The 20204-nt window shown below is 61.0% G+C and carries 16 protein-coding genes, 1 pseudogene and 1 riboswitch; of the genes and pseudogenes, 13 read left to right on the top strand and 4 right to left on the bottom strand.

Going from position 1 to position 20204, the window contains the following annotated elements; genetic code table 11:
• Nucleotides 1-61 precede the first annotated feature (61 nt).
• Entirely contained in the window at nt 62-694 is a 633-nt protein-coding gene (locus tag F1563_RS05330) for a TetR/AcrR family transcriptional regulator (protein ID WP_002529308.1), read from the bottom strand.
• A gap of 119 nt (nt 695-813) precedes the next feature.
• Between F1563_RS05330 and F1563_RS05335 the strand changes: the two genes are divergently transcribed.
• Genes F1563_RS05335 through F1563_RS13545 form a run of 3 tightly spaced genes read left to right on the top strand, consistent with a single transcriptional unit; the run spans nt 814 to nt 6181 of the window.
• Nucleotides 814-3630 carry an MMPL family transporter gene (locus F1563_RS05335; protein WP_002529307.1) on the top strand — a complete coding sequence of 939 codons (2817 nt, stop codon included), beginning with the start codon at nt 814-816 and terminating at the stop codon, nt 3628-3630.
• On the top strand, nt 3627-5996 hold the full coding sequence (locus F1563_RS05340) for a YhgE/Pip domain-containing protein (protein WP_002529306.1): 2370 nt from the start codon (nt 3627-3629) through the stop codon (nt 5994-5996). Before F1563_RS05335 ends, F1563_RS05340 begins: the two co-directional genes overlap by 4 nt.
• A 29-nt stretch (nt 5997-6025) precedes the next feature.
• Nucleotides 6026-6181 (top strand): hypothetical protein, encoded by a 156-nt coding sequence (locus F1563_RS13545; RefSeq protein WP_002529305.1) that lies wholly within the window; start codon nt 6026-6028, stop codon nt 6179-6181.
• A gap of 8 nt (nt 6182-6189) precedes the next feature.
• On the opposite strand, the gene F1563_RS05345 is transcribed toward F1563_RS13545, so the two are convergent.
• Together F1563_RS05345 and F1563_RS05350 are read right to left on the bottom strand one after the other, a co-directional pair.
• Nucleotides 6190-7638 (bottom strand): ABC transporter permease family protein, encoded by a 1449-nt coding sequence (locus F1563_RS05345; RefSeq protein WP_002529304.1) that lies wholly within the window; start codon nt 7636-7638, stop codon nt 6190-6192.
• Nucleotides 7632-8384 (bottom strand): ABC transporter ATP-binding protein, encoded by a 753-nt coding sequence (locus F1563_RS05350; RefSeq protein ID WP_002529303.1) that lies wholly within the window; start codon nt 8382-8384, stop codon nt 7632-7634. Before F1563_RS05350 ends, F1563_RS05345 begins: the two co-directional genes overlap by 7 nt.
• Before the next feature lie 124 nt (nt 8385-8508).
• Here F1563_RS05350 and F1563_RS05355 point away from each other — a divergent pair, with 124 nt between their 5' ends.
• The 9 genes and pseudogenes from F1563_RS05355 to F1563_RS14090 all read left to right on the top strand — a co-directional run bounded on the left by F1563_RS05355 (nt 8509) and on the right by F1563_RS14090 (nt 18483).
• A complete protein-coding gene (locus F1563_RS05355) occupies nt 8509-9318 on the top strand; it encodes a class I SAM-dependent methyltransferase (protein ID WP_002529302.1) in 810 nt (269 codons plus the stop codon).
• 30 nt (nt 9319-9348) lie between these two features.
• A riboswitch (cobalamin riboswitch) is annotated at nt 9349-9529 on the top strand.
• Between the two features lie 155 nt (nt 9530-9684).
• Nucleotides 9685-10632 carry an ABC transporter substrate-binding protein gene (locus F1563_RS05360; RefSeq protein WP_002529301.1) on the top strand — a complete coding sequence of 316 codons (948 nt, stop codon included), beginning with the start codon at nt 9685-9687 and terminating at the stop codon, nt 10630-10632.
• Complete coding sequence (locus F1563_RS05365) at nt 10632-11795, top strand: FecCD family ABC transporter permease (protein ID WP_002529300.1); 1164 nt, start codon at nt 10632-10634, stop codon at nt 11793-11795. The genes F1563_RS05360 and F1563_RS05365 overlap by 1 nt, the downstream gene beginning before the upstream one ends.
• Nucleotides 11792-12562, top strand: a complete 771-nt coding sequence (locus F1563_RS05370; protein WP_002529299.1) for an ABC transporter ATP-binding protein — start codon at nt 11792-11794, stop codon at nt 12560-12562. Before F1563_RS05365 ends, F1563_RS05370 begins: the two co-directional genes overlap by 4 nt.
• A gap of 83 nt (nt 12563-12645) precedes the next feature.
• Nucleotides 12646-14105, top strand: a pseudogene (locus F1563_RS05380) (NAD-dependent succinate-semialdehyde dehydrogenase).
• A 44-nt stretch (nt 14106-14149) separates the two neighbouring features.
• Nucleotides 14150-15436, top strand: a complete 1287-nt coding sequence (locus F1563_RS05385; protein WP_036958496.1) for a chloride channel protein — start codon at nt 14150-14152, stop codon at nt 15434-15436.
• 55 nt (nt 15437-15491) lie between these two features.
• Nucleotides 15492-17858 carry a glycogen/starch/alpha-glucan phosphorylase gene (locus F1563_RS05390; RefSeq protein WP_007434317.1) on the top strand — a complete coding sequence of 789 codons (2367 nt, stop codon included), beginning with the start codon at nt 15492-15494 and terminating at the stop codon, nt 17856-17858.
• Between the two features lie 105 nt (nt 17859-17963).
• Nucleotides 17964-18182 (top strand): hypothetical protein, encoded by a 219-nt coding sequence (locus F1563_RS14085; protein ID WP_230845090.1) that lies wholly within the window; start codon nt 17964-17966, stop codon nt 18180-18182.
• Between the two features lie 16 nt (nt 18183-18198).
• On the top strand, nt 18199-18483 hold the full coding sequence (locus F1563_RS14090) for a hypothetical protein (RefSeq protein WP_002529293.1): 285 nt from the start codon (nt 18199-18201) through the stop codon (nt 18481-18483).
• 277 nt (nt 18484-18760) lie between these two features.
• On the opposite strand, the gene F1563_RS05405 is transcribed toward F1563_RS14090, so the two are convergent.
• On the bottom strand, nt 18761-18949 hold the full coding sequence (locus tag F1563_RS05405) for a hypothetical protein (RefSeq protein WP_002546739.1): 189 nt from the start codon (nt 18947-18949) through the stop codon (nt 18761-18763).
• Nucleotides 18950-18977: 28 nt separating this feature from the next.
• On the opposite strand from F1563_RS05405, the gene F1563_RS05410 reads away from it, so the two are divergent.
• A complete protein-coding gene (locus F1563_RS05410) occupies nt 18978-20186 on the top strand; it encodes a 6-phosphofructokinase (protein ID WP_002546738.1) in 1209 nt (402 codons plus the stop codon).
• Nucleotides 20187-20204: the final 18 nt, after the last annotated feature.

The following is a 20204-nucleotide window of genomic DNA, read 5'->3' on the forward strand; positions in this document are numbered from 1 at the left end:
ACGCCACCGGCCCTGCACAAGTGCAGGGCCGGTGGCGTACCCGGGAGGGTTCGTCACGGGGTCACATGGGGTGGACGAAGGTCAGCACCATCGTCGTCAGCTGGTTGGTCATGCGGTCGATGTCGGTTTGGCGTCCTGACGCCATCGCCGCCAGCACCCGGAAGTCAAAGACGGCTTGGGTGACCTCGACGAGGTCGGAGATGGCGATGGTGGTGGTGACGTCGTGGTCTCGCAGAGCCTGTTCGACCATCTGACGCAAGGCAGGGGTGATGGTGTCTTCGACCTGTCGGTAGACCTGGCGCAGCTGTGGATTTCGTGCTGCCTCAATGGTGATCTCTAGGATCGCCATGGTCGTCAGGGGATCGGAACCGACCGCTGAGGCGAACAGAGCGATGATGTCGTGAATGCGGTCACGCAGTGCCTCATGGCCATCGTTGGGGAAGTCTAAGGAGGACCCCAGGGTGGCAAGGTTCTTTTCGGCGTAGCGCCGCAGCACCGTGGTGCATAGGTCGTCCTTGGAGTCGAAGTTGGAGTAGAAGGCGCCGCGGGTGAACCCGGCCTCCTCGCAGATCTCCTCGACGGTCGATCCCGGGACCCCTTTGCGAGCGAAAACGGCAACGGCGGCGTCGGCCAGCCGGGCTTGGGTAGCCGCGCGGCGTGCTGAGATTGGAGGAGTGTCACTGGTTGTGGTCATGAGAACTCCGGGGAGTTGACGTGCAACCACTCGTTGAATATGTGGATGCATCAGATACGATGCTACATCGGATACATGAGTGTATTGAGTGGTGTTCAGGTGATTCCAACCGAGGGGTGATGATGTCCTCCTTCCTTCACGATCTCGGAGTGTGGTGCTTTCGGAGGGCCAGGACCGTTGTGGCACTGTGGCTGGTCCTGCTGGCCTTGCTTGGTGTAGGAGTAGCTACTCTGCACGGTAACTACGACGATTCCTTCACCATTCCGGGGGCGCCGTCCCAGGTGGCCTGGGATAAACTCCGAGTGGCCTTCCCGCACTCCTCTGCGCTGAGCGCCAATGTCGTCGTCACCGTCCCTGGCGGCACCGACGTCTCGTCGAAACCTATCCGGTCCCGGATCGAGAAAGGGGTGGGCGAGCTCAAGGACCTCACTCTCGTTACCGGGGTGACGTCCCCGTGGAACAAGTACGTCACTGGGATGGTCAACAAGGACCACACCGCAGCTGTTATCCAGGTGGAGCTGGGGCAGAACAGCTCGGTGACCTTCCCTGACTCCGGGCGCCACGACCTGATCAGGGTTGGCAACGAGATCCAATCGGATCTGCCCTCAGGGTCCCATGTGTATGTGGGGGGCCAGGCCTTCGAGGCGACGCTGCCGTCCCTGTCAATCACCGAGGTCATTGGAGTTGGGGTGGCTCTCGTCATCCTCTCCGTCACCCTGGGGTCCCTGGTGGCAGCCGGAATGCCCATCGTTACGGCCGTGCTCGGGGTCGGGGTCACCTACTCGGGCATGGCGATCCTCACCAGATTCACCACGGTCAACTCTGTCACACCGATGCTGGCGGTCATGCTTGGGCTGGCCGTCGGAATCGACTACGCCCTATTCATCCTGTCGCGTCACCGTGACCAGCTGCGTGACGGCGCCGAGGTGCAGGAATCGGCTGCTCGAGCCGTCGCGACCTCGGGTTCGGCAGTGGTCTTCGCTGGGACCACGGTCGTCATCGCCCTCATTGGCTTGGCCATCGCTAGGATCCCGTTCCTCACCGTCATGGGTGTCTTTGCAGCTATCGGCGTGGCTCTGGCCGTGGTTATTGCCCTAACGATGCTCCCCGCCTTCATGGGGCTGATGGGGGAGAGGCTGCGCCCCCGAAAATCTCGCGAAGCACGAGTAGAGGTGCCGGACGGGACGACGGCGAAATCGGCCAGAAACACTAACCGCATCGCAACCGCTACCGGCAAAGTCGATGATGCAGAGGATAAGACTGTGGGAAAGGGGGAACACCCCGGGGGTATCTTCGGGTGGTGGGTGCGGACCGTTACGCGGGTGCCACTGGCGACCATCCTTGTTGTTGTGGTGGGACTGGGAGCCCTGGCTATCCCCATGAAGGATCTGCGTCTTTCCCTGCCCACCGCTGCAGAATTGCCGGCCAGCAACACCGCGCGGCAGACCTACGACGTTCTGGAGCAGAAATTCGGGCCAGGGTTCAATGGGCCGGTCATCGTCACCGCCGACGTCGTCTCCTCTCACGGCCCGATGAGGATAGTCAACGGGCTGAAGGCTGATATTGAGAAGATCCCCGGGGTTGACACTGTTGCGCTGGCGGTGCCGAATCGGGATGCCGACACTGCGATGATCCAGGTGCTTCCGACTACCGGGCCGGCTGACGAGGCCACCAACGACTTGGTACGTGTCCTGCGTGACCATGAGGCTCAGTGGCGCGACACGTACGGTGTAGACACCGCCGTCACCGGGCTGACCGCTATCAAACTTGATGTTTCGCAGCGTCTAGGGGCCGCCCTGGTACCGTTCGGGATCCTCGTCGTCGGGCTATGTCTGGTGCTGTTGACAGTGGTGTTCCGATCCATCGCAGTGCCCGTCAAGGCCACCATTGGGTACCTGTTGTCGGTGCTGGCCGCCTTTGGGGTCTGCCAGATCGTTTTCAACCGTGGCCTCGGCCTGCAGTTGGTGAACCTGGATCGTCCGGTACCGATCATCTCCTTCATGCCCATTGTCGTCATGGGCATCCTGTTTGGGCTGGCAATGGATTACGAGGTGTTCCTGGTCTCGCGGATGCGTGAGGAATATGTGCACACTAGTGATGCTAAAGGCGCTGTGACAAGGGGGTTCATTGGTTCGGGGAAGGTGGTGACGGCAGCCGCCGTCATCATGGTCTCGGTCTTCATCTTCTTCATCCCCGAAGGCATGAACGCCATCAAGGAAATGGCCCTGGCCTTGACCGTTGGCATCGTCGCGGACGCCTTCCTGGTGCGAATGACCCTCGTACCGGCCGTAATGGCCCTGCTCGGCGACAAGGCCTGGTGGCTGCCTGGATGGCTGGATCGATGCCTGCCGCGTCTTGACATCGAGGGAGAAGGAATCGCCCACGAGGAGAAATTGGCCGCCTGGCCCACATCGGACCACACCGAGGCGCTGCACGCTGAGGGGATTGGGGTGGACGGACTTTTCGAAGGCCTCGACCTCCACGTTGAGCCGTGCCAGGTGCAGGCCATCGTCGGATCTCAGAGCAGTGTTTCGGCCGTCTTGCTAGCGGTGGGAGGACGGTTGCCGCTGGATTACGGCCGGATGAGGTCGGGTGGTCTGCTACTGCCCGAGCGGGCTTCCAGAGTGCGTCGGGTGGCATGGTTCCTCGATTCCTCCTCCCCCAACTTTGTCGAGGATTTGGAGGCAGCCATGAAGGCTGTCACCCATCCGCCTCGACGTTTTGGCAGACCTCCACGTCTATTCCTCATCGATCACGCCGACCGGATCGTCGATCCCACCACCCGTGATCTGCTGAAATCCCTGGCCCGTGAGGTTGGCGATGCTGCGGTGATTCTGGGTGCTCAGCGTCGCGGCCGTATCGACTGGCTCTGCCCACAGACCACCCATGACCTGACCGAAACTCAACTTGAGCCGTCTCTCGGAGGTGCCCGATGATGACCGAACGTTCCCACTCCACGATCAGGTTGAGGTGGCCGGCGGTGGTGGCTCTTGTCCTCGTCCCATTGCTGGTGGTGGCCGGGTTGGTTGGAACGACCTGGCACACCACCGATCGACTGGGACGGGTGAGAGCGGCCATCGTCAATGAGGACAGGGCCGTCGAGGTCCGTGGGCAACTGGTGCCGATGGGCCGGGAATTCACCGCTGCCCTTATGGATTCCGGTTCGCATCTCACAGATGGCCACACCATTGACTGGACGCTCACCGACGCCCAGGGAGCCGCTGAAGGGTTGCAGGACGGCACCTACTCGGTGGTAGTGACGATTCCCGAGTCCTTCTCGGCTGATGCCACGTCCTTCTCCGCCAACGATGCCGGCGAGGCCAGAAAAGCCCTTATTGACGTGACGGCCTCCCAGACCTCTCCGGTCACCGACACCACGATCGCCGAGCTCACTGCCCAGGTGGCGCGACGTTCCCTCAACACTACCTTGACCTCGAGTTACCTGGATAACGTCTACATCGGTTTCAACCGGTTCGCTCAACAGATCGGCAGGATGGCCGGTGCGGCCGTGAAACTTAACGACGGGGCCACGAAACTCGCCGACGGCACCAGGCGTTCCTCCGCCGGGGCGGCCACTCTCACCTCGGGCTTGACGAAGCTCAGCGGGGGAGCCCGGCAGCTGTCGGCCAACGGCGGCAAGCTCACCAACGGTGTCTCTCAGCTCTCCGGGGGACTCACGACCCTGTCCAATAAGGGTCAGCAGCTCAGCCGAGGGGCCAATGGGCTGGCCAGTGGGGTGGCGACCTACACTGACGGCACCGGGAAAGTCGTCGACGGGATCGGGCAGCTGTCGGCCGGTCTGACGGCCATGGACGACAAGATCACTGCCGCTACTGGGAAGATCGATCCCTCCCAGCTCAACCGGCTCACCGGTGGGGCCCGGCAGCTTGCTGATGGCATCAACCAGTTCACCGGCAGCCTGGTGGGTTACCGCACCGAGATTCGTCAATACGCCTCAGGCAAGAAAACCGCTGAGCTTAACGAGGAGTCTCTGGCCCGGGGGGAGGCCAATTTCCTGCATCGGTGCATGCGACGCCACACCGCACAGGAGTGCCATGACCTGTTGCCTATCGTCCGTGACGCGATGACCGACGGATACGCCCTGGGTGTGCGGGTAGGGTCTGAAGTGGCCGTCAAGGCGATGGCGATCAAGGACCCGAATTCTGGCAGGAGCATCGATGACGGTATCGATGAACTAGCCGATGGTTCCTCACGACTGTCCCGAGGGGTCGATGAGTTCACCACGCGACTGCGCATCGGTTTACCGAGGATGGTCGAGCAAGTTACCGAGTTGCGTGATGGCATCCACCAGGCCGCTACCGGGGCCCAGGCTCTCGCCAACCGATCCCAGCAGCTTAAAACCGGTGGGGCGAAGCTGTCGTCGGGGGCCACCACCCTTGCGCACGGGGTCGACGCCTATACCGCTGGGGTGAACAAGGCCGCTGGCTCGACTTCGAAACTCCAGGATGGCGTCGACCGGTATGTTGGCGGGGTGGATCGTCTCTCCGACGGTCTGGTGAAGGCTTCGACGGGGGCTGGAACTTTTGCCTCCGGGATGGCCAAGCTCGACTCAGGAGCCCGAAAACTCGCTGAGGGCACCGGCAAGTTCTCCAACCAGTTGGCAGCCGGGGCTAAGAAAGTGCCGACATACTCTCAGGATGACCGCACCAGGCTTGCCGACGTCGTATCTTCACCTGTCAATGGGGATGGACCGGCTATCGCGACCTCGGTAGCCGTCGTCGCAGTACTGCTCGTCCTGGGTGCCTGGATCGCCGCTCTAGCGACGTGGTTGGTGGCCCGGACGGTGCCGTCGGGGGCACTCACCTCTTCACGCTCAACTCTGGGGCTGCTAGCCCGGACGATGTCGGTTGGGGCGGTGGTGAGCGTCGCGGTGAGTATCGGCCTTGCCATTATCGGTGGTACGGCTCTGGAACTCTCGGTGCCGAGGACAATCGGTCTGGGGAGTCTGTTGTTGCTCGTCGGGGTCATGTTTGGGCTGGTCAATCACTTCCTGGCGGCATGGCTGCACGGGCTGGGGCGCCTCCTCGGCGTCGTCCTGGTCACCGCGACGGTAGCTTCTGGGCTGGCTAGCACGGTTCCGGCTTCGGTGCGCTGGGCCGATGCCGTCTCCCCACTCAACCCGGCCCTGCGGGCGGTGCAGGCCGTGGTAGCCGGCCACAATCCCACCTTCGAATCCCTGCTAACCGTGGTGGCTTGGGCTTTGGCGGCCTTGGTGGCTAGCCTGCTGGCGGTAAAGCGGCATCGTCAGACCAGCGCGAAGGCACTCCTGGGGTCAGGGTAGAGTCGGTCGAGGACGCCTATCATGGTGCCATGAATAAGCCCCTCCTCGTGGGTCTCGTCATGGTGGCTGGCACCATGGCCGTGGCCAGCAAGATCAATTCCATAAGGAGGGATTGGATCGACGAGGTCTGGCGATTCGGTATGGACGGGATCGAGCAGCGCCCCGGCGACGAGCAGTGGCGCTAACCTTCTTCTTATTCGGTCCGGGCTAGCCCGTCGTTGAGGACCCGACGCAGAGTCGGACGGGTAGCCCACAGACCAAGTCGCACCATGCCTGAACCGATGAGAATGGTGCCGACCGTCACGAGGATCGTCACCGGCCTCACGACGAGGGCTACCCCCACCATCGGGACGACCAATAGTCCGGTGGCGACCAGGCCCGTCACCATGGCGAACCTCATCGGTGAGATGACGGTGATCCGTCGCACCTTGTCCTGGGCGGCCAGATCCACCCCAACGACGTCCAGACCCACCTCGACCGAGCGACGGTCGAGGATCGCAGAGGCCTGATTGACCCCCACTGAGCAGGCCACCGTGGCGAAGGCGAAGACGATGAGCAGGATGGTGCCGGTTTGCAAGTCCTGCCCGATGAACTGGGCAGTCGGGTCAGCGCTGGTGTTCGTCGCCTGCATCATGGCGGCCCCGGTTCCTGCGAGCATTCCTACCACGCATACCGCTGCCAGAGAGGCGACCTGGGTCCAGGCAGAGCGCGGGTTCTCCAGCACCTGACGGGCCGCGACCAGATCGGTCGCGCTCCTGGCCTTGTTGAGGCGGTGATTGAAGTACATCGACAGCAGTTTGGGGCCGATGATGTTGGCGAGCTCGACGACGGCCGCCAGCACGATGGCGAGGAAGACATACGCACCGACCACGCCGGTCTGACTTCCCAGGACGCTGAGCACAGCCTTCGAGGAGAAAATGACGAGGACAATGGCACCCCCGATGGCCAGCCGAATCCACGACACCGAGCGGGGTTGACTGCGCATCCGCACCCCGAGGGGAGAGACGTCGACGCGGCGCAAGCCAATGGCGGAACTGGTGAGGGCGAGGAGTACCAGGGCCAGGATGACCCCGGCCACCGGCGCAGGTTCGAGCAGGACCGATCCCGCCCCGATCTGGCTGCCGTTGAAGGACAACCGTCCCAGTAGTGGTACGCAGATGAGGTAGCCGATGATGCCGAGCAGGGATCCGACGAGGGCCTGCAGGCCAGCCTCGGCCAGGGTGATGACTCGCAGCAGATGGGAGGACGCGTCGACGAGTCGCAGGGAGGACAGCCGGTCGTCGCGGCGTCGGGCGGACAACCGTGCGGCTGAGGAGGCCAGGGTCGTCAGCGGCAACACCAGCAGGATGACGGCGATCGAGGACGTCAGCCGGTAGAAGGCGGCGTTCTCCCCAGGCAGGTGCCACATCATGACGGCACCGCCGGTGACGTCAAGGATGATCGTCGTGATGACCGCGAAGGCGACTACCGGGAGCCGCCAGGTGGAGTGGTCAGCGGCCGAGGCACGCAGGGTCATGCTGAGGATCGACGAGGTCGCCGGGCGTCCCGCTGTGGTCCCGAGTGGTTCGGGGATGGAGATCGACGGGATCTGCTGATCTGCGGTTCCTGGTTCAATGGCGGGCGTCGTGGTCATGGTCACCACCTCCCGTCGGAGTGACGCATCTCGTCGGAGACGATCCGGCCATCCTGCAGGCGCAGGATGCGTTGGCAGCGGCGGGCGACGTCCTCGTCATGGGTGACGACGACGAGGGTCCGTCCCCGCCCGGTCGTCGCGGAAAGCAGGATGGACATCACCTCGACGGCGGTCGCTGAGTCGAGAGCGCCGGTCGGTTCGTCGGCGAAGACGATGGCCGGATCGATGACCTGGGACCGCGCGATGGCGACCCGCTGGGCCTGGCCACCCGACAGCTGACCGATGCGTCGGTCCCCCATGCCTCCCAGCCCCATTGAGTTCAGCCACTGCGCCGCGTACCCGATGGCCTGCGATCGAGAGGCACCATTGAGCATGAGGGGGAGGGCGGTGTTCTCGACGGCGGTGAGTTCGGGGACGAGCATCCCCTGCTGGAAGACGAACCCCAGGGATTGACGACGCAGCTGCGCCCGACTCTCATTGGAGAGGCTCTCGACGTTGACGACGCGGTCGGGCAGACCCAGCTCGATGCTTCCGGAGTCGGTCGAGAGGATCCCCGACAAGCAGTGCAGCAGGGTGGTCTTGCCCGATCCGGACGGCCCCATGACGGCGACCGACTGGCCGGCCGGGATGGCGATGCCGACGTGGTCGAGGGCACGAGTCGTCCCGTAGGTCTTCGTCAGTTCGAGGGCGCGCAGGTCAGCGCCGCGGACAGATTCGGCGACGGCGTGAGGGTTGGGGCGGGTTGTCGTTAACATGGCATCCACTGTGCTGTCCAGGCCCCTCGTCGCACATCGTGCTGGCGGTCGAATCGGAGTGTCCTCCCGTAGTAGGAGGATGGCAATGCCACAGGATTGGTCCCGATGAACATGGGAGGCGCCGATGAGGATTAGTGATTACTTCGGGCTGTGGGAGAACGATAGGAGATCGGACCCCGCGCGCAGATCTTTGGAACAGGAAAAGGCGTTTTGGCATGGGCACGCAGCGGTCTACGACCAGCACGCAGGTTTGACGTGCAGTTCCCTGGCTCAGGTCGGCGCTGTGACCAGTATCGTCGAACCTGAGTCATCAATCCTTGACGTTGGCGGCGGAACCGGACGGTTCGCGATTCCGCTGGCACAACGCGGCTGCCGTGTGACTGTCGTAGACCGCTCAGAGGACATGCTCCGTGTGCTTTCGGAGAATGCTGAAATCGAGGAAGTCAAGATCGAGACGATCCAGGGGCAATGGCCCATGGACACAGGAAAGGTTTTCGACACCGTTCTCGCTGCGTGGTCCTTGTACTGGAATCTCGATCTGGCGGCGTCCTTGCGGGCATTGGTTCGGCAGGCTCGACGGCACGTCATCATTATTGACACCACTGGATTACCGACGGCCTGGGATCATGCCCTCGCAGCAGCACAGGGAGAAAAGGTCAGTGTTTCACAAGCTCGTCATTTACTATTTGCGGGCGGTCTCGCGCAATTGGGGATTCCGGCAGAAATTAGAATTCTTGAGGAATATCGAGTTGTTTCTGAAGATGAATTATACCGTGAGGTTCAGACTCGAGAAGGTGATTTTCCCGAGGCGACCAGGATAATGGATTCCTATGCAATTAAATTCCCTCGTGGATGGAGGTGTAGACGCACAATTGGTCTGGTGCATGTAGATACGAAGGGCCTTGTGAGGGTCGTGCCCGACATGCCTGTGTGACGGGAGTGTTGATCAGTTTAAGGTCTTTATTGATAGGATATGTGTATCGGTAACCCAAATGGGTGTGAGGGAACTCCGGTGTGATTCCGGGGCTGACGCGCAGCGGTGACGGTGACCGTCTCAGCGCATGCCACTGGGCCAGTGAGACCTGGGAAGGTGCTGAAACGGGTTGAACCCCAGTCCGAAGATCTGCCGATGAAAATCCACTCGACACAAGCTCGCGTCATGGCTTTTGGTTGGAAACCCTTACGTGGGGCCCATCTGTGACCGTTGGCGTGAGAACGGAACGGAAGGACCATTGCGATGGCGCGAAGGTACACGCGGAGGGTCGCTCTTGTCACTGCATTAGTAATTCCTGTCTCATTTATGGCTGGTTGTGGGAGCGCCGTCACGGAGCAGAACGCCTCGACGGCGTCGTCCTACGCAACCGGTTCGAAGGCCGGGCACACGTCATACCCGCTGACGGTGGAGAGCTGTGGGGTGAAGCAGACGTTCGATTCCGCCCCGAAACGCGCAGTGACATTGACGTCGACGGCGACTGAGACGATGCTCGAGCTAGGGCTGGAGAAGAGCATGGTCGGGACGGCATACCAACGCACTCGCCCCATCGGTGCTCAATACAAGAAGGCGTACAACTCGGTGCCGGTTTTGGCCGTTGGGCAGCCCTCCATGGAGAAGCTTTTGTCTGTAAACCCTGATTTCGTATATTCCGGGTACCCGGACGGTTTCTCAAAGAGCAACGGTCATACCCGGGAAGACCTACAGAAGATGGGGATCAAGACGCATCTCAGCCCTGTGGGATGCACCAATGAGGTCAAGACCTTGGATGATGAGACCAAAGAGATCAGGACCATCGGCCAGATCTTCGATGTGAATGACCGAGCTGAGGCATCGATTCGGAAGTTCAACGACAAGGTCAATGCCGTCAAGGAGTCCGTGAAGGGGAAGGAGCGCCCCAAGGTGTTCCTCTACAACTCAGGTGAGGACGCCCCAACGACCGTTGGTGGGTGGGCCTATGCATCGGTGATGATCGATGCGGCGGGAGGTGAGAACATCTTCGCCAATGAGCCGCTGCGGTGGGGAAAGATGTCGTGGGAGCAGGTTGCAAGGGCTGATCCAGACCTGATTCTGATTTACGACTACAAGACCCCGAGTGTCGATCAGAAGATCAAGACGTTGAAGTCAATTCCGGCACTGAAGGACACCAAGGCCGTCAAGAACAATGCTTTCCCGGTTATCAGTCTTTCGTTGGCACAGCCCGGCCCGCGTTCGGCTGAAGGTATCGAGCAGCTTGCCAAGCAGTTCCACGGCTGATGATGAGTGCACGTGGTGGCAGTGATGAGTCATCCACGGCTGTGAAACGGCAGGACGAACTCGTTGCTGTCCTCAATGCTCTTCCATCCGAGTCGGGATCTGTCGGGGAAGGCAGGTGGCGTGGCGATTCGCATCGTGGGCACCTAGTCATAGTCTTGTCCGTACTGGCCGTCACTTTGATTCTTGTTTTGGGACTCGCGCTTTCAATTGGCTCGGTTCATGTTCCCTTCGTCCAAGTATGGAAGGTCGTTGCGCACCGGGCTCTGCCGGCAGGTGTCGTTACTGTTGATTGGACTTCGTCGATCGACAGGATCGTTGCTGATGTTCGGCTTCCTCGTGTGCTTCTGGCGGCAGTCGCAGGGATGGCGCTGACTACTGTCGGCACGGTCGTGCAGGCGCTGCTTCGCAACCCACTGGCGAGCCCCACGGTGCTCGGCGTGTCGTCAGGAGCTGCAACTGGAGCCATTACCGTCATGCGGTTTGGTCTGCTCCTCGGCGGTGCGGTCTCTTTCGGGTTGGCCGCGTTCGCAGGCGCGTTCCTGACACTTCTACTCGTCTTGGTGATCGCCAGACGGAGGCAAACCCTTTCTGCAGGCACGTTGGTTCTTACCGGCATGGCGGTTTCGGCCCTGTTGTCGGCGGTCAACAACTTCATGGTTCTGACCTCCCCGGATCCGCAATTGGCGTCGCAAGTCCTCTTTTGGAGTCTCGGAGGTTTCGGGGCCGCCAAGTGGGAGAACCTTCTTGTCCCCACTCTCGTTCTTGCTGTGGGAATGCTCTTCTGCCTGGCTGAGGCGTCAAATCTCAATCTCCTTCTTGGTGGGGAACAGACAGCGGGTTCCCTCGGTTTGGACGTTAATCGGTTCCGAACCTGGATGTTCGTTGTGGCGGCTGCAATTGTCGGTGTGACAGTTGCGGTGTGTGGCGTCATAGGCTTCGTCGGCCTGGTGATGCCACATATTACGAGGATGCTGGTTGGTGCAGATCACCGCCGAACTCTTCCCGTAGGACTGCTTCTGGGCGCGATTTTCACCGTGCTGGCGGATGTTGGGGCGCGGATGGCCATTGAGCCGCAGGAATTGCCGGTAGGTATTGTGACCGCGTTTATTGGGGCTCCATTCTTCCTGTTCCTGCTGCGACGCACCTTGGGGGAGACGTCATGATTGTCAGTGGTGCAGAACTGGTGGTCGCGGGCTTGGGTGTCGATATCGAGGGGCGCCACATCGTCCAGGATGTCGACTTCGTCGCCCATCCCGGTCAGGTGGTGGGGATCCTCGGCCCCAATGGGAGTGGCAAGTCGACGATGCTGCGCTCAATCTTCCACTCGAGACGCCCTACGAAGGGGACAGTGACCGTCGATGGTGTCGATGTCTGGTCGCGAGACACGAAGTGGTCCTCCCAGCACATTTCGGTGGTTCTCCAAGAGACTTCCGCGGAGTTCCCGCTGACTTGCGGGGAAATCGTCAGGATGGGGAGGACACCTCACAAGAAGTCGTGGCGGTCGCTGAGTGAGGGCGACCTTGCGCTGTGCGGCGCAGCCATGGAGCTTATGGAGGTTGGAGATCTCGCGACGTCGACATTCTCACGGATTTCTGGAGGAGAACGGCAGCGGGTGACAATCGCGAGGGCGCTGGCGCAGCAAACCGGCCTGCTGATCATGGATGAACCGACGAACCACCTTGACATTCATCATCAACTCAAGGTGGTGGAGCTGTCGCGGCGCCTCAGGTCGACGGTGGTGGTGGCACTTCACGACATCAGTCTGGCGGCACGATTCTGCGACACCCTTGTACTGATGTCGAAGGGCAAATGTGTGGCAGCTGGTGCACCATCGGCCGTGCTGTCTCCGGGAATCCTGGACGACGTCTACAAAGTGTACACCCATCTCGGTCGACACCCGAGTGGCGCTGTTCAAGTAACCGTCTTGTGATTGTCGGTGGTGCCGGCCGTGTTCCCCTCCCCGTGAACATCGAACTCCCTCAAAGCGTCGAGACCACGTCGTAGGGTTGATTTATGACGACCAACGACCGTTCGCTCCCCCGATCTTCCAACCCAGTTGCTCATTGACGGGGAATGGGTGGGCGCTGAGGCGTCCCGCACCTTCGACGTCATCGATCCCGCTACCGAGAAACCCCTTGTCGCCGTCGCCGATGCTTCTGTTGACCAAGGCACCGATGCCCTTGACGCTGCTGTTCGTGCCCAGCGGTCCTGGGCCAATACCGCCCCGCGGGAGCGTGGTGAGATCCTGCGCAAGGCTTTCGAGCTCGTCACCGAGCGCAAGGACGACTTCGCCAAACTCATCACCCTCGAGATGGGCAAGCCGCTGGCCGAGTCCTACGGAGAGGTCACTTATGGCTCCGAGTTTCTGCGCTGGTTCTCGGAGGAGGCGGTGCGCATCCGTGGTGATTACGGTCTGCTGCCGGAGGGCAAGATCCGCCAGTTGGTCACCAAGCGTCCCGTCGGTCCGTGCCTGTTTATTACGCCATGGAACTTCCCACTGGCCATGGCCACCCGCAAGATTGCCCCAGCCCTCGCTGCCGGCTGTACCGTGGTCATCCGCCCGGCCTCGGCCACCCCGCTGACCACCCTGCTCTTCGCTAAGACCCTCGTCGACGCCGGTCTGCCCGCCGGAGTTGTCAACGTCATCACCGGTCGTGACCACGCCGTCACCGACGCCATCCTGGAGGACCCTCGACTGCGTAAGCTCTCCTTCACCGGGTCTACTGGGGTGGGTGCAAACCTGCTGGGTAAGGCTGCTAAGCATGTGTTGCGCACCTCGATGGAGCTCGGTGGCAATGCCCCTTTCTTTTATCGTTTTTGACGACGCTGACCTTGATCAGGCCATCGTTGGGGCCAAGGGCGCCAAGATGCGCAATATGGGCGAGGCCTGCATTGCTGCGAACCGCTTTATCGTTCACGAGTCGGTGGCCGAGGAGTTCACCGACAAGATGGTGGAGATGATGTCCGGTCTGGTCGTCGGGGACGGGTTGGATGAAAGGTCCGAAGTTGGGCCCATGATCACCGAGCGTGACCGTGAGAAGGTTGACGGCCTGGTGCGTTTGGCTGTTGAGGCCGGTGCTACTGCGCGGTGTGGCGGTGAGATTCCTGAGGGTAAGGGTTGGTTCTACCCACCGACGGTGCTCTCCGGTGTGCCCGCCGATGCCGAGATCATGCAGACCGAGATCTTCGGACCGGTCGCCCCGATCACCACCTTCAGCACCGAGGAAGAGGCTCTGGCCATCGCCAACTCCGTCCCCGTCGGACTGGCCGGTTACGTTTTCACCGGCGACACCGCGCGAATCCTGCGGATGGGTCAGGAGCTGGAGACCGGCATGATCGGTGCCAATCTCGGTGTCTTTTCCAACGCAGCTGCCCCATTTGGCGGCGTCAAGGAGTCTGGTCTGGGTCGAGAAGGCTCCTACCAGGGCATTGAGGAATTCCTGGAGACGATCTACGTTGCTTTTCAGGCGTGAGTCAACGGACGTGATCTCGAGGGTGGGACGGTAGCGTCTGTCAGGTGGGCACCTCACGTCTCCGATGCATCGCCGCCGTCGTACTGACGGGATTGGCATCGGGGCTTATTGGTGGCCTTACGAGTGAAGTGTCCCACCTCCTTGAGTCCTGCGCCTTTGGCACACCTTTCTCTTCGTCGACGACGGGTGTCGGAAAGGTCGTCATGTGGCGACGACTTGCCGCGCCGATCGTGGGCGCTCTCATCGCGGGTTTGACGTGGTGGTGGCTGCGTCCTCGCCCGTCTGGGTCGATTACCTCAGTGCGACAAGCCGTCGACTCCGCGACGCGGCTACGCCCAAGCGAGACGATCGCTGACGCTCTTGCCCAGCTCGTCGTCGTCGGCTCCGGAAGCTCCCTAGGCCGAGAGGCGGCACCGCGCCAGATGGCCGCGTTGGCTGCCCAGGGACTGTCTGAGACCTTCGACGTCGATGCCGCCACCCGGCGGGTTCTGCTGGCCAGTGCTGCCGGGGCCGGCCTGGCCTCGGTCTACAACGTGCCCGCTGCTGGCGCGCTGTACGCCCTGGAACTGACGGTCCGCCCCAACCTTCACACCAAGCGGGGCTGGGGACAGGTGGGAATCGCCGTCATCATCTCGGCCCTATCAACGGTGACGGCATGGTTGTTTAACCATGATCGGCCCATTTACTCCTCGCCGGCCGTCACAGTGACGGGTGCCGGCCTTGGCTGGGTGGTTCTTGTCGTCGCGGTGTCCACCCTGGTGGGAGCCGGGGTGGGGGTGCTCTTTGGGCAGATGAAACGTCGCGTTTCGGTGACCTCTCGACTGTGGTGGACGGTGCCGCTCGGATCAGTCGGAGTAACTGTCATCGCCCTGATGGCTCCTCAGGTGGTCGGGAACGGTCAGGTCATCGTCAATCTGGTGCTGGCTCACCCCGTCGCCCCGGTTACGTTGGCGATTCTGCTCGTCGGGAAAGTCCTCGCCACCACGGTGGCTCTGAGGTCGGGAGCAGCCGGTGGTCTGCTCACCCCGTCCCTGGCGTCCGGTGCCCTCGTCGGCACCCTCATTGCGGCAGCGGCGGGAATTGAGTCCCTTTCCCAAGCCGCAATGATGGCCATCGTGGGAGCCGGTTGTGTGCTGTCCATGACACAGCGCGCGCCGCTGTTCGCGGCCGCCTTCGCCCTGGAGTTGACCCGTGCCGGGGCACTGGGCATTCCGGTCGTTGTCGTGGCGGTTCTGCTGGGGTGGGCTGGCTTCGTCCTCATCGACAAACGGGGACTGGGGATCCACGGCGGGATCGGTCGCGCTCCGGGGAATACATCAGATTCGCGATAGTCTGACTTGGGCGTACCAGCCGCCGTGCGGCACCCCCCATATCCAAGGAAGGCACATGAGTCAGGACCTGGCTTCAGTAATCGCATTCCAGGTGCGATCGACCTCAGGACGTTCCGTCACCGCGTCGACCCCCATGGAGGTGTGGCAGGGGCTGTCGGCCTCCGTCGTAGGCCGTATCGCAGATGACTGGCAGGCCACTGACGCAGCTTACAAAGCCGGACGTCAGGAGCACTATTTCTCCGCTGAATTCCTGATGGGACGAGCCCTGCTCAATAACTTGTCGAACCTCGGACTGGTCGATGAGGCCCGTGGCGCCCTCGCCAGTTTCGGCATCGATCTGTCCCAGGTGCTTGAGCGGGAGCCCGACGCCGCTCTCGGTAACGGTGGTCTCGGACGTCTGGCTGCCTGTTTCCTCGACTCCTGCGCCACCCTGGAATTGCCTGTCACTGGTTACGGAATCCTCTACCGTTACGGCCTGTTCAAGCAGCTCTTCGACAACGGCTTCCAGACCGAGCATCCCGACCCATGGATGGAGGAGGGCTACCCCTTCGTCATTCGCCGCGAAGAGCAGCAGCGCATCGTCCGCTACGCCGACATGTGGGTGCGTGCCATCCCCCATGACATGCCGATCACTGGTTATGGGACTTGCAACGTCGGCACGTTGCGGCTGTGGAAGGCTGAGCCGATGGAGCAGTTCGACTACCAAGCCTTCAACTCTCAGCACTTCACTGACGCCATTGTCGAGCGGGAGCGCACCTCCGATATCTCGCGCGTTCTTTACCCCAACGACACCACCTTTGAGGGCAAGGTGTTGCGGGTGCGTCAGCAGTATTTTTTCTGCTCGGCATCCCTACAGGAGATCGTCGACAACTACATCGAGCACCACGGCGAGGATCTCACCAACTTCGCCAGATACAACTCGATTCAGCTCAACGACACCCACCCGGTGCTGTCCATCCCCGAGCTCATGCGCATTCTCCTCGACGAGCATGGCATGGGTTGGGACGAGGCGTGGGAGGTCGTCACTCATACCTTCGCCTACACCAACCACACCGTGCTGGCTGAGGCCCTCGAGAAGTGGGAAATGCAGATTTTCGATCGACTGTTCCCGCGCATTTCCGAAATCGTCCGTGAGATTGACCGTCGTTTCCGCGAGGACATGAACAAGCGCGGTCTGGACGGCCAGACCATCGAGTACATGGCTCCGGTGAGTGGCAATCAGGTGCGGATGGCGTGGATCGCCTGCTACGCCTCCTACTCCATTAACGGTGTCGCCGCCTTACACACGGAGATCATCAAGCGCGAGACCCTCAGGGAGTGGCACGCTATCTGGCCGGAACGGTTTAACAATAAGACTAACGGCGTCACCCCGCGTCGCTGGCTCAACCAGTGCAACCCGCGATTGGCGTCCCTGCTAACCGAGGTCACCAGCTCTGACGCCTGGGTCAAGGACCTTTCAGTGCTCGCTGACTACACCGATTCTGTGGACGATTCGGTTTACGATCGCCTTAACGAGATCAAGCATGCCAACAAGGCTGACTTTGCGGCCTGGGTGGCCGAGCGTGAGGGTGTCGAGATTGATCCGGATGCCATTTTTGACGTTCAGATCAAGCGCCTGCACGAGTACAAGCGCCAGTTACTCAATGCCTTCTACATCCTTGACCTGTATTTCCGCATTAAGGGCGACCCGACCCTCGACGTTCCGAAGCGGGTTTTCGTCTTCGGCGCTAAGGCCGCTCCCGGCTACATCCGCGCTAAAGCGATCATCAAGTTCATCAGCGAGGTGGCGCGCCTGGTCAATAACGACGAGGGCATTGACGACCGGATCAAGGTCGTCTTCGTCCATAATTACAACGTTTCCCCGGCCGAGCACATCATCCCGGCGGCTGATGTTTCCGAGCAGATCTCGATGGCTGGCAAGGAGGCCTCGGGTACCTCAAATATGAAGTTCATGATGAATGGCGCTCTCACCCTGGGTACCTTGGACGGGGCCAACGTCGAGATCCGCGACGCCGTCGGTGACGATAACGCCTACATTTTTGGTGCCACCGAGGAGCAGTTGACCTCCCTCAAGCAGGATTATGACCCGCGCTGGCATTACGAGAATGTGTCGGGACTTAAGCGGGTTATTGATGCGCTGACCGACGGCACCCTCGACGACAATGGTTCCGGCTGGTTCCACGACTTGCGTCAAAGCCTTATGGAGCCTGGCTGGGAGGGGCCGGATGTCTACTATGTGCTGGGCGACTTCGAGTCGTACCGGGATGTCAAGGACAAGATGGCCGCCGATCATGCCGACGCCCATGGTTGGGCGCGCAAGACGTGGGTGAATATCACCAAGTCTGGCCGGTTCTCCTCGGATCGCACTATCCGTGACTACGCCGAGCAGGTGTGGAGGCTGGATCCCACGCCGATCCGCTGAGAAGCGTCGTCTCGCCCAGGTTGCCCGATTGGAGCGGATTATCAACCATGGGTTAAATATTTCCCGATCTTCCAAGAATACTCGACCAAAATAGAACATTTCAGTATTGACAACGGGCACCGCCATGCTCAGGAGGCACAAGCGGCAGCCCAGCGTCTCGGAGCGCCACCTACAGTAATCTATTTCGTTGTGGATATGACGCAACCGATCCGGAAATCACAAGCACAATCTTTCCCTACTTCAAGCCGGTGGCTCAGAGTCTGGGCGGCGGTTACGGCGTGCGAGCCTATGTGCGAGCTCCATCAATGCAGGCTATGCCAGTAGCGCGTTTGGGTCCGATATGTCCACCGGCTTCTCAGGTAATATCGGTTTCCCGATCCCGTATAAGTGGAATTACGGCCAGTTCCACGAGATCAGTGGATATCACGGTAAGTGGGATCTCGACCGAGTTGCCTATTTAGGACGTGTGACTGCCTGCTCGACAGTGTGTGCTGGGTCCTCAGGAGGCTACAAGAATTTGGATTTTCCTGATCTCGTCGGGGCTCTTGAAAATCGATTTGAGGAGTTGCGCGTAATCTTGCAAACTATGCGTCCGGAAAAGATCCAGTCTCAAGTGGAGGGGTAGTGACATGGGTTAAAGTATCGACGTGGCGGTGTGTGCTGAACTACCTTTCAAAGTTTCACCTTAAGGTTTGTCCAGCTGTGGGCGCTATTCATAATGGTGTGTTGGCTGGGGCAACTCCAATAGTAAAGAGCAGAGCCCCTGATGCGGTCGCGAAACCGGAAATTAGTTCTACCCAATGCGTGTATGTATGGCTGAAATCTTTTGCAAAGCCAAACATCGGCCACGTACCCCCGGCCTCGAACTCGGACGTTTTGTTACTAACGCGAAGGCGGTGAGTTTATGGCCAAGGATGGTACTGGCCGAGGTGGACGCCGCGTCCCCCTCTTGCGTCGCCACTCATGCGCTCCGCCTTATCGGTACTCCGTAAGCCGACGACGAGTGGCTCCTCCACCCAGCGGGTTATCTGACCGAGGCCTCGTCCCACCGACGCTGTGGCAATCCTGCTGAGGAGGGCGCCAGTTGTCATAACGAATGGCAGTCGTCCAGTGACGCACATGATTGCCACAGTGGACCGCAGCGTCGTTGGCGTCATTCATGGAAGGATGGGTACCACCCGACACAGAGCAGGAGTTGTCATGTCCAAAAAGAAAAAGGTCGGCATCCTTACCGCAGGCGGTGACTGTCCCGGCCTCAACGCCGCGATTCGTGGTTTTGGCAAGGCTGCTATCCGTCAGCATGACATGGAACTCATCGGTATTCAGGACGGTTTCCTTGGGTTGGCGCAGAGTCGCACCACCACCCTCGACCAACGTGCCCTCTCGGGTATCCTGACGGTAGGCGGAACCGTCCTCGGAACCAGCCGTGACAAGGTTAATCGCATGATTATCAACGGCGAGGAACGAGATATGGTCTCCACCATCGTCGAGAACTACGAGAAGCTCGGACTTGATGCTCTGGTGACCTTGGGTGGGGGCGGCACCGCCAAGAACGCGTGCAAGCTCGCTAAGGCCGGGCTCAACGTCTTGCATCTACCCAAGACGATCGACAACGACATCGTCGGTACCGATGACTCCTTCGGGTTTTCGACAGCACTGGAGATTGCCACGGAGGCCATCGACCGGCTGCACTCCACAGCTCATTCTCATCACCGCATCATCCTTGCTGAGATCATGGGTCACCGTGCCGGGTGGCTGGCCCTCGGCTCGGGCATCGCTGGTGGTGCTGACGTCATCTTGCTGCCCGAGGTGCCCTACAAGCTGGGCTCCATCGTCCAAGCGGTAGAAAACCGGCAGAAGCAGGGGTTGAACTTCTCGGTCATCGCGGTGGCTGAGGGAGCTCGCGATGAGGCTGATTCGGCAGCGATGGCCGGAGCTCAGGCCCTCGTTGACGCTTCCAAGACCCCTGAGACAAAGGCGGCTGCCAAGAAGGCCAAGAAGGACCTTGAGCATTCCATGCGCGACAACACCCTCAAATTGGCTACTCAGCTTGAGGAGGCCACCGGGCTGGAATCGCGAGTCTCGATCCTCGGCTATGTGCAGCGCGGTGGTATCCCGTGCGCTCACGACCGTCTGCTCGCGACCCGGCTGGGAACCATGGGTGCCAAGCTCGTTGACGAGGGTGAGTTCGGCATCATGGTCGCCGCTCAGGGCGGAGACGCCACGACTGTTGCGTTGAAAGACGTCGCTGGCAAGGTCAAATACGTGCCTGCCGATCATCCTTGGGTGAAGGCGGCGCGTCAGGTCGGAACCGGTTTAGGCGACTGAGGCCCCAGTCGAAGGCAT

The sequence above is a fragment of the Cutibacterium modestum genome (assembly GCF_008326345.1).
GTDB lineage: Bacteria > Actinomycetota > Actinomycetes > Propionibacteriales > Propionibacteriaceae > Cutibacterium > Cutibacterium modestum.

Excerpts from the sequence above, each read along its gene's own strand:
- F1563_RS05410 (WP_002546738.1), top strand. The coding sequence starts at position 18,978 with ATGATTGCCACAGTGGACCGCAGCGTCGTTGGCGTCATTCATGGAAGG.
- F1563_RS05335 (WP_002529307.1), top strand. The coding sequence starts at position 814 with ATGATGTCCTCCTTCCTTCACGATCTCGGAGTGTGGTGCTTTCGGAGG.
- F1563_RS05350 (WP_002529303.1), bottom strand. The coding sequence starts at position 8,384 with ATGTTAACGACAACCCGCCCCAACCCTCACGCCGTCGCCGAATCTGTC.
- F1563_RS05405 (WP_002546739.1), bottom strand. The coding sequence starts at position 18,949 with ATGACAACTGGCGCCCTCCTCAGCAGGATTGCCACAGCGTCGGTGGGA.
- F1563_RS05355 (WP_002529302.1), top strand. The coding sequence starts at position 8,509 with ATGAGGATTAGTGATTACTTCGGGCTGTGGGAGAACGATAGGAGATCG.
- F1563_RS05330 (WP_002529308.1), bottom strand. The coding sequence starts at position 694 with ATGACCACAACCAGTGACACTCCTCCAATCTCAGCACGCCGCGCGGCT.
- F1563_RS05370 (WP_002529299.1), top strand. The coding sequence starts at position 11,792 with ATGATTGTCAGTGGTGCAGAACTGGTGGTCGCGGGCTTGGGTGTCGAT.
- F1563_RS14090 (WP_002529293.1), top strand. The coding sequence starts at position 18,199 with ATGTCCACCGGCTTCTCAGGTAATATCGGTTTCCCGATCCCGTATAAG.
- F1563_RS05340 (WP_002529306.1), top strand. The coding sequence starts at position 3,627 with ATGATGACCGAACGTTCCCACTCCACGATCAGGTTGAGGTGGCCGGCG.
- F1563_RS05390 (WP_007434317.1), top strand. The coding sequence starts at position 15,492 with ATGAGTCAGGACCTGGCTTCAGTAATCGCATTCCAGGTGCGATCGACC.
- F1563_RS05365 (WP_002529300.1), top strand. The coding sequence starts at position 10,632 with ATGATGAGTGCACGTGGTGGCAGTGATGAGTCATCCACGGCTGTGAAA.
- F1563_RS05360 (WP_002529301.1), top strand. The coding sequence starts at position 9,685 with ATGGCTGGTTGTGGGAGCGCCGTCACGGAGCAGAACGCCTCGACGGCG.
- F1563_RS13545 (WP_002529305.1), top strand. The coding sequence starts at position 6,026 with ATGAATAAGCCCCTCCTCGTGGGTCTCGTCATGGTGGCTGGCACCATG.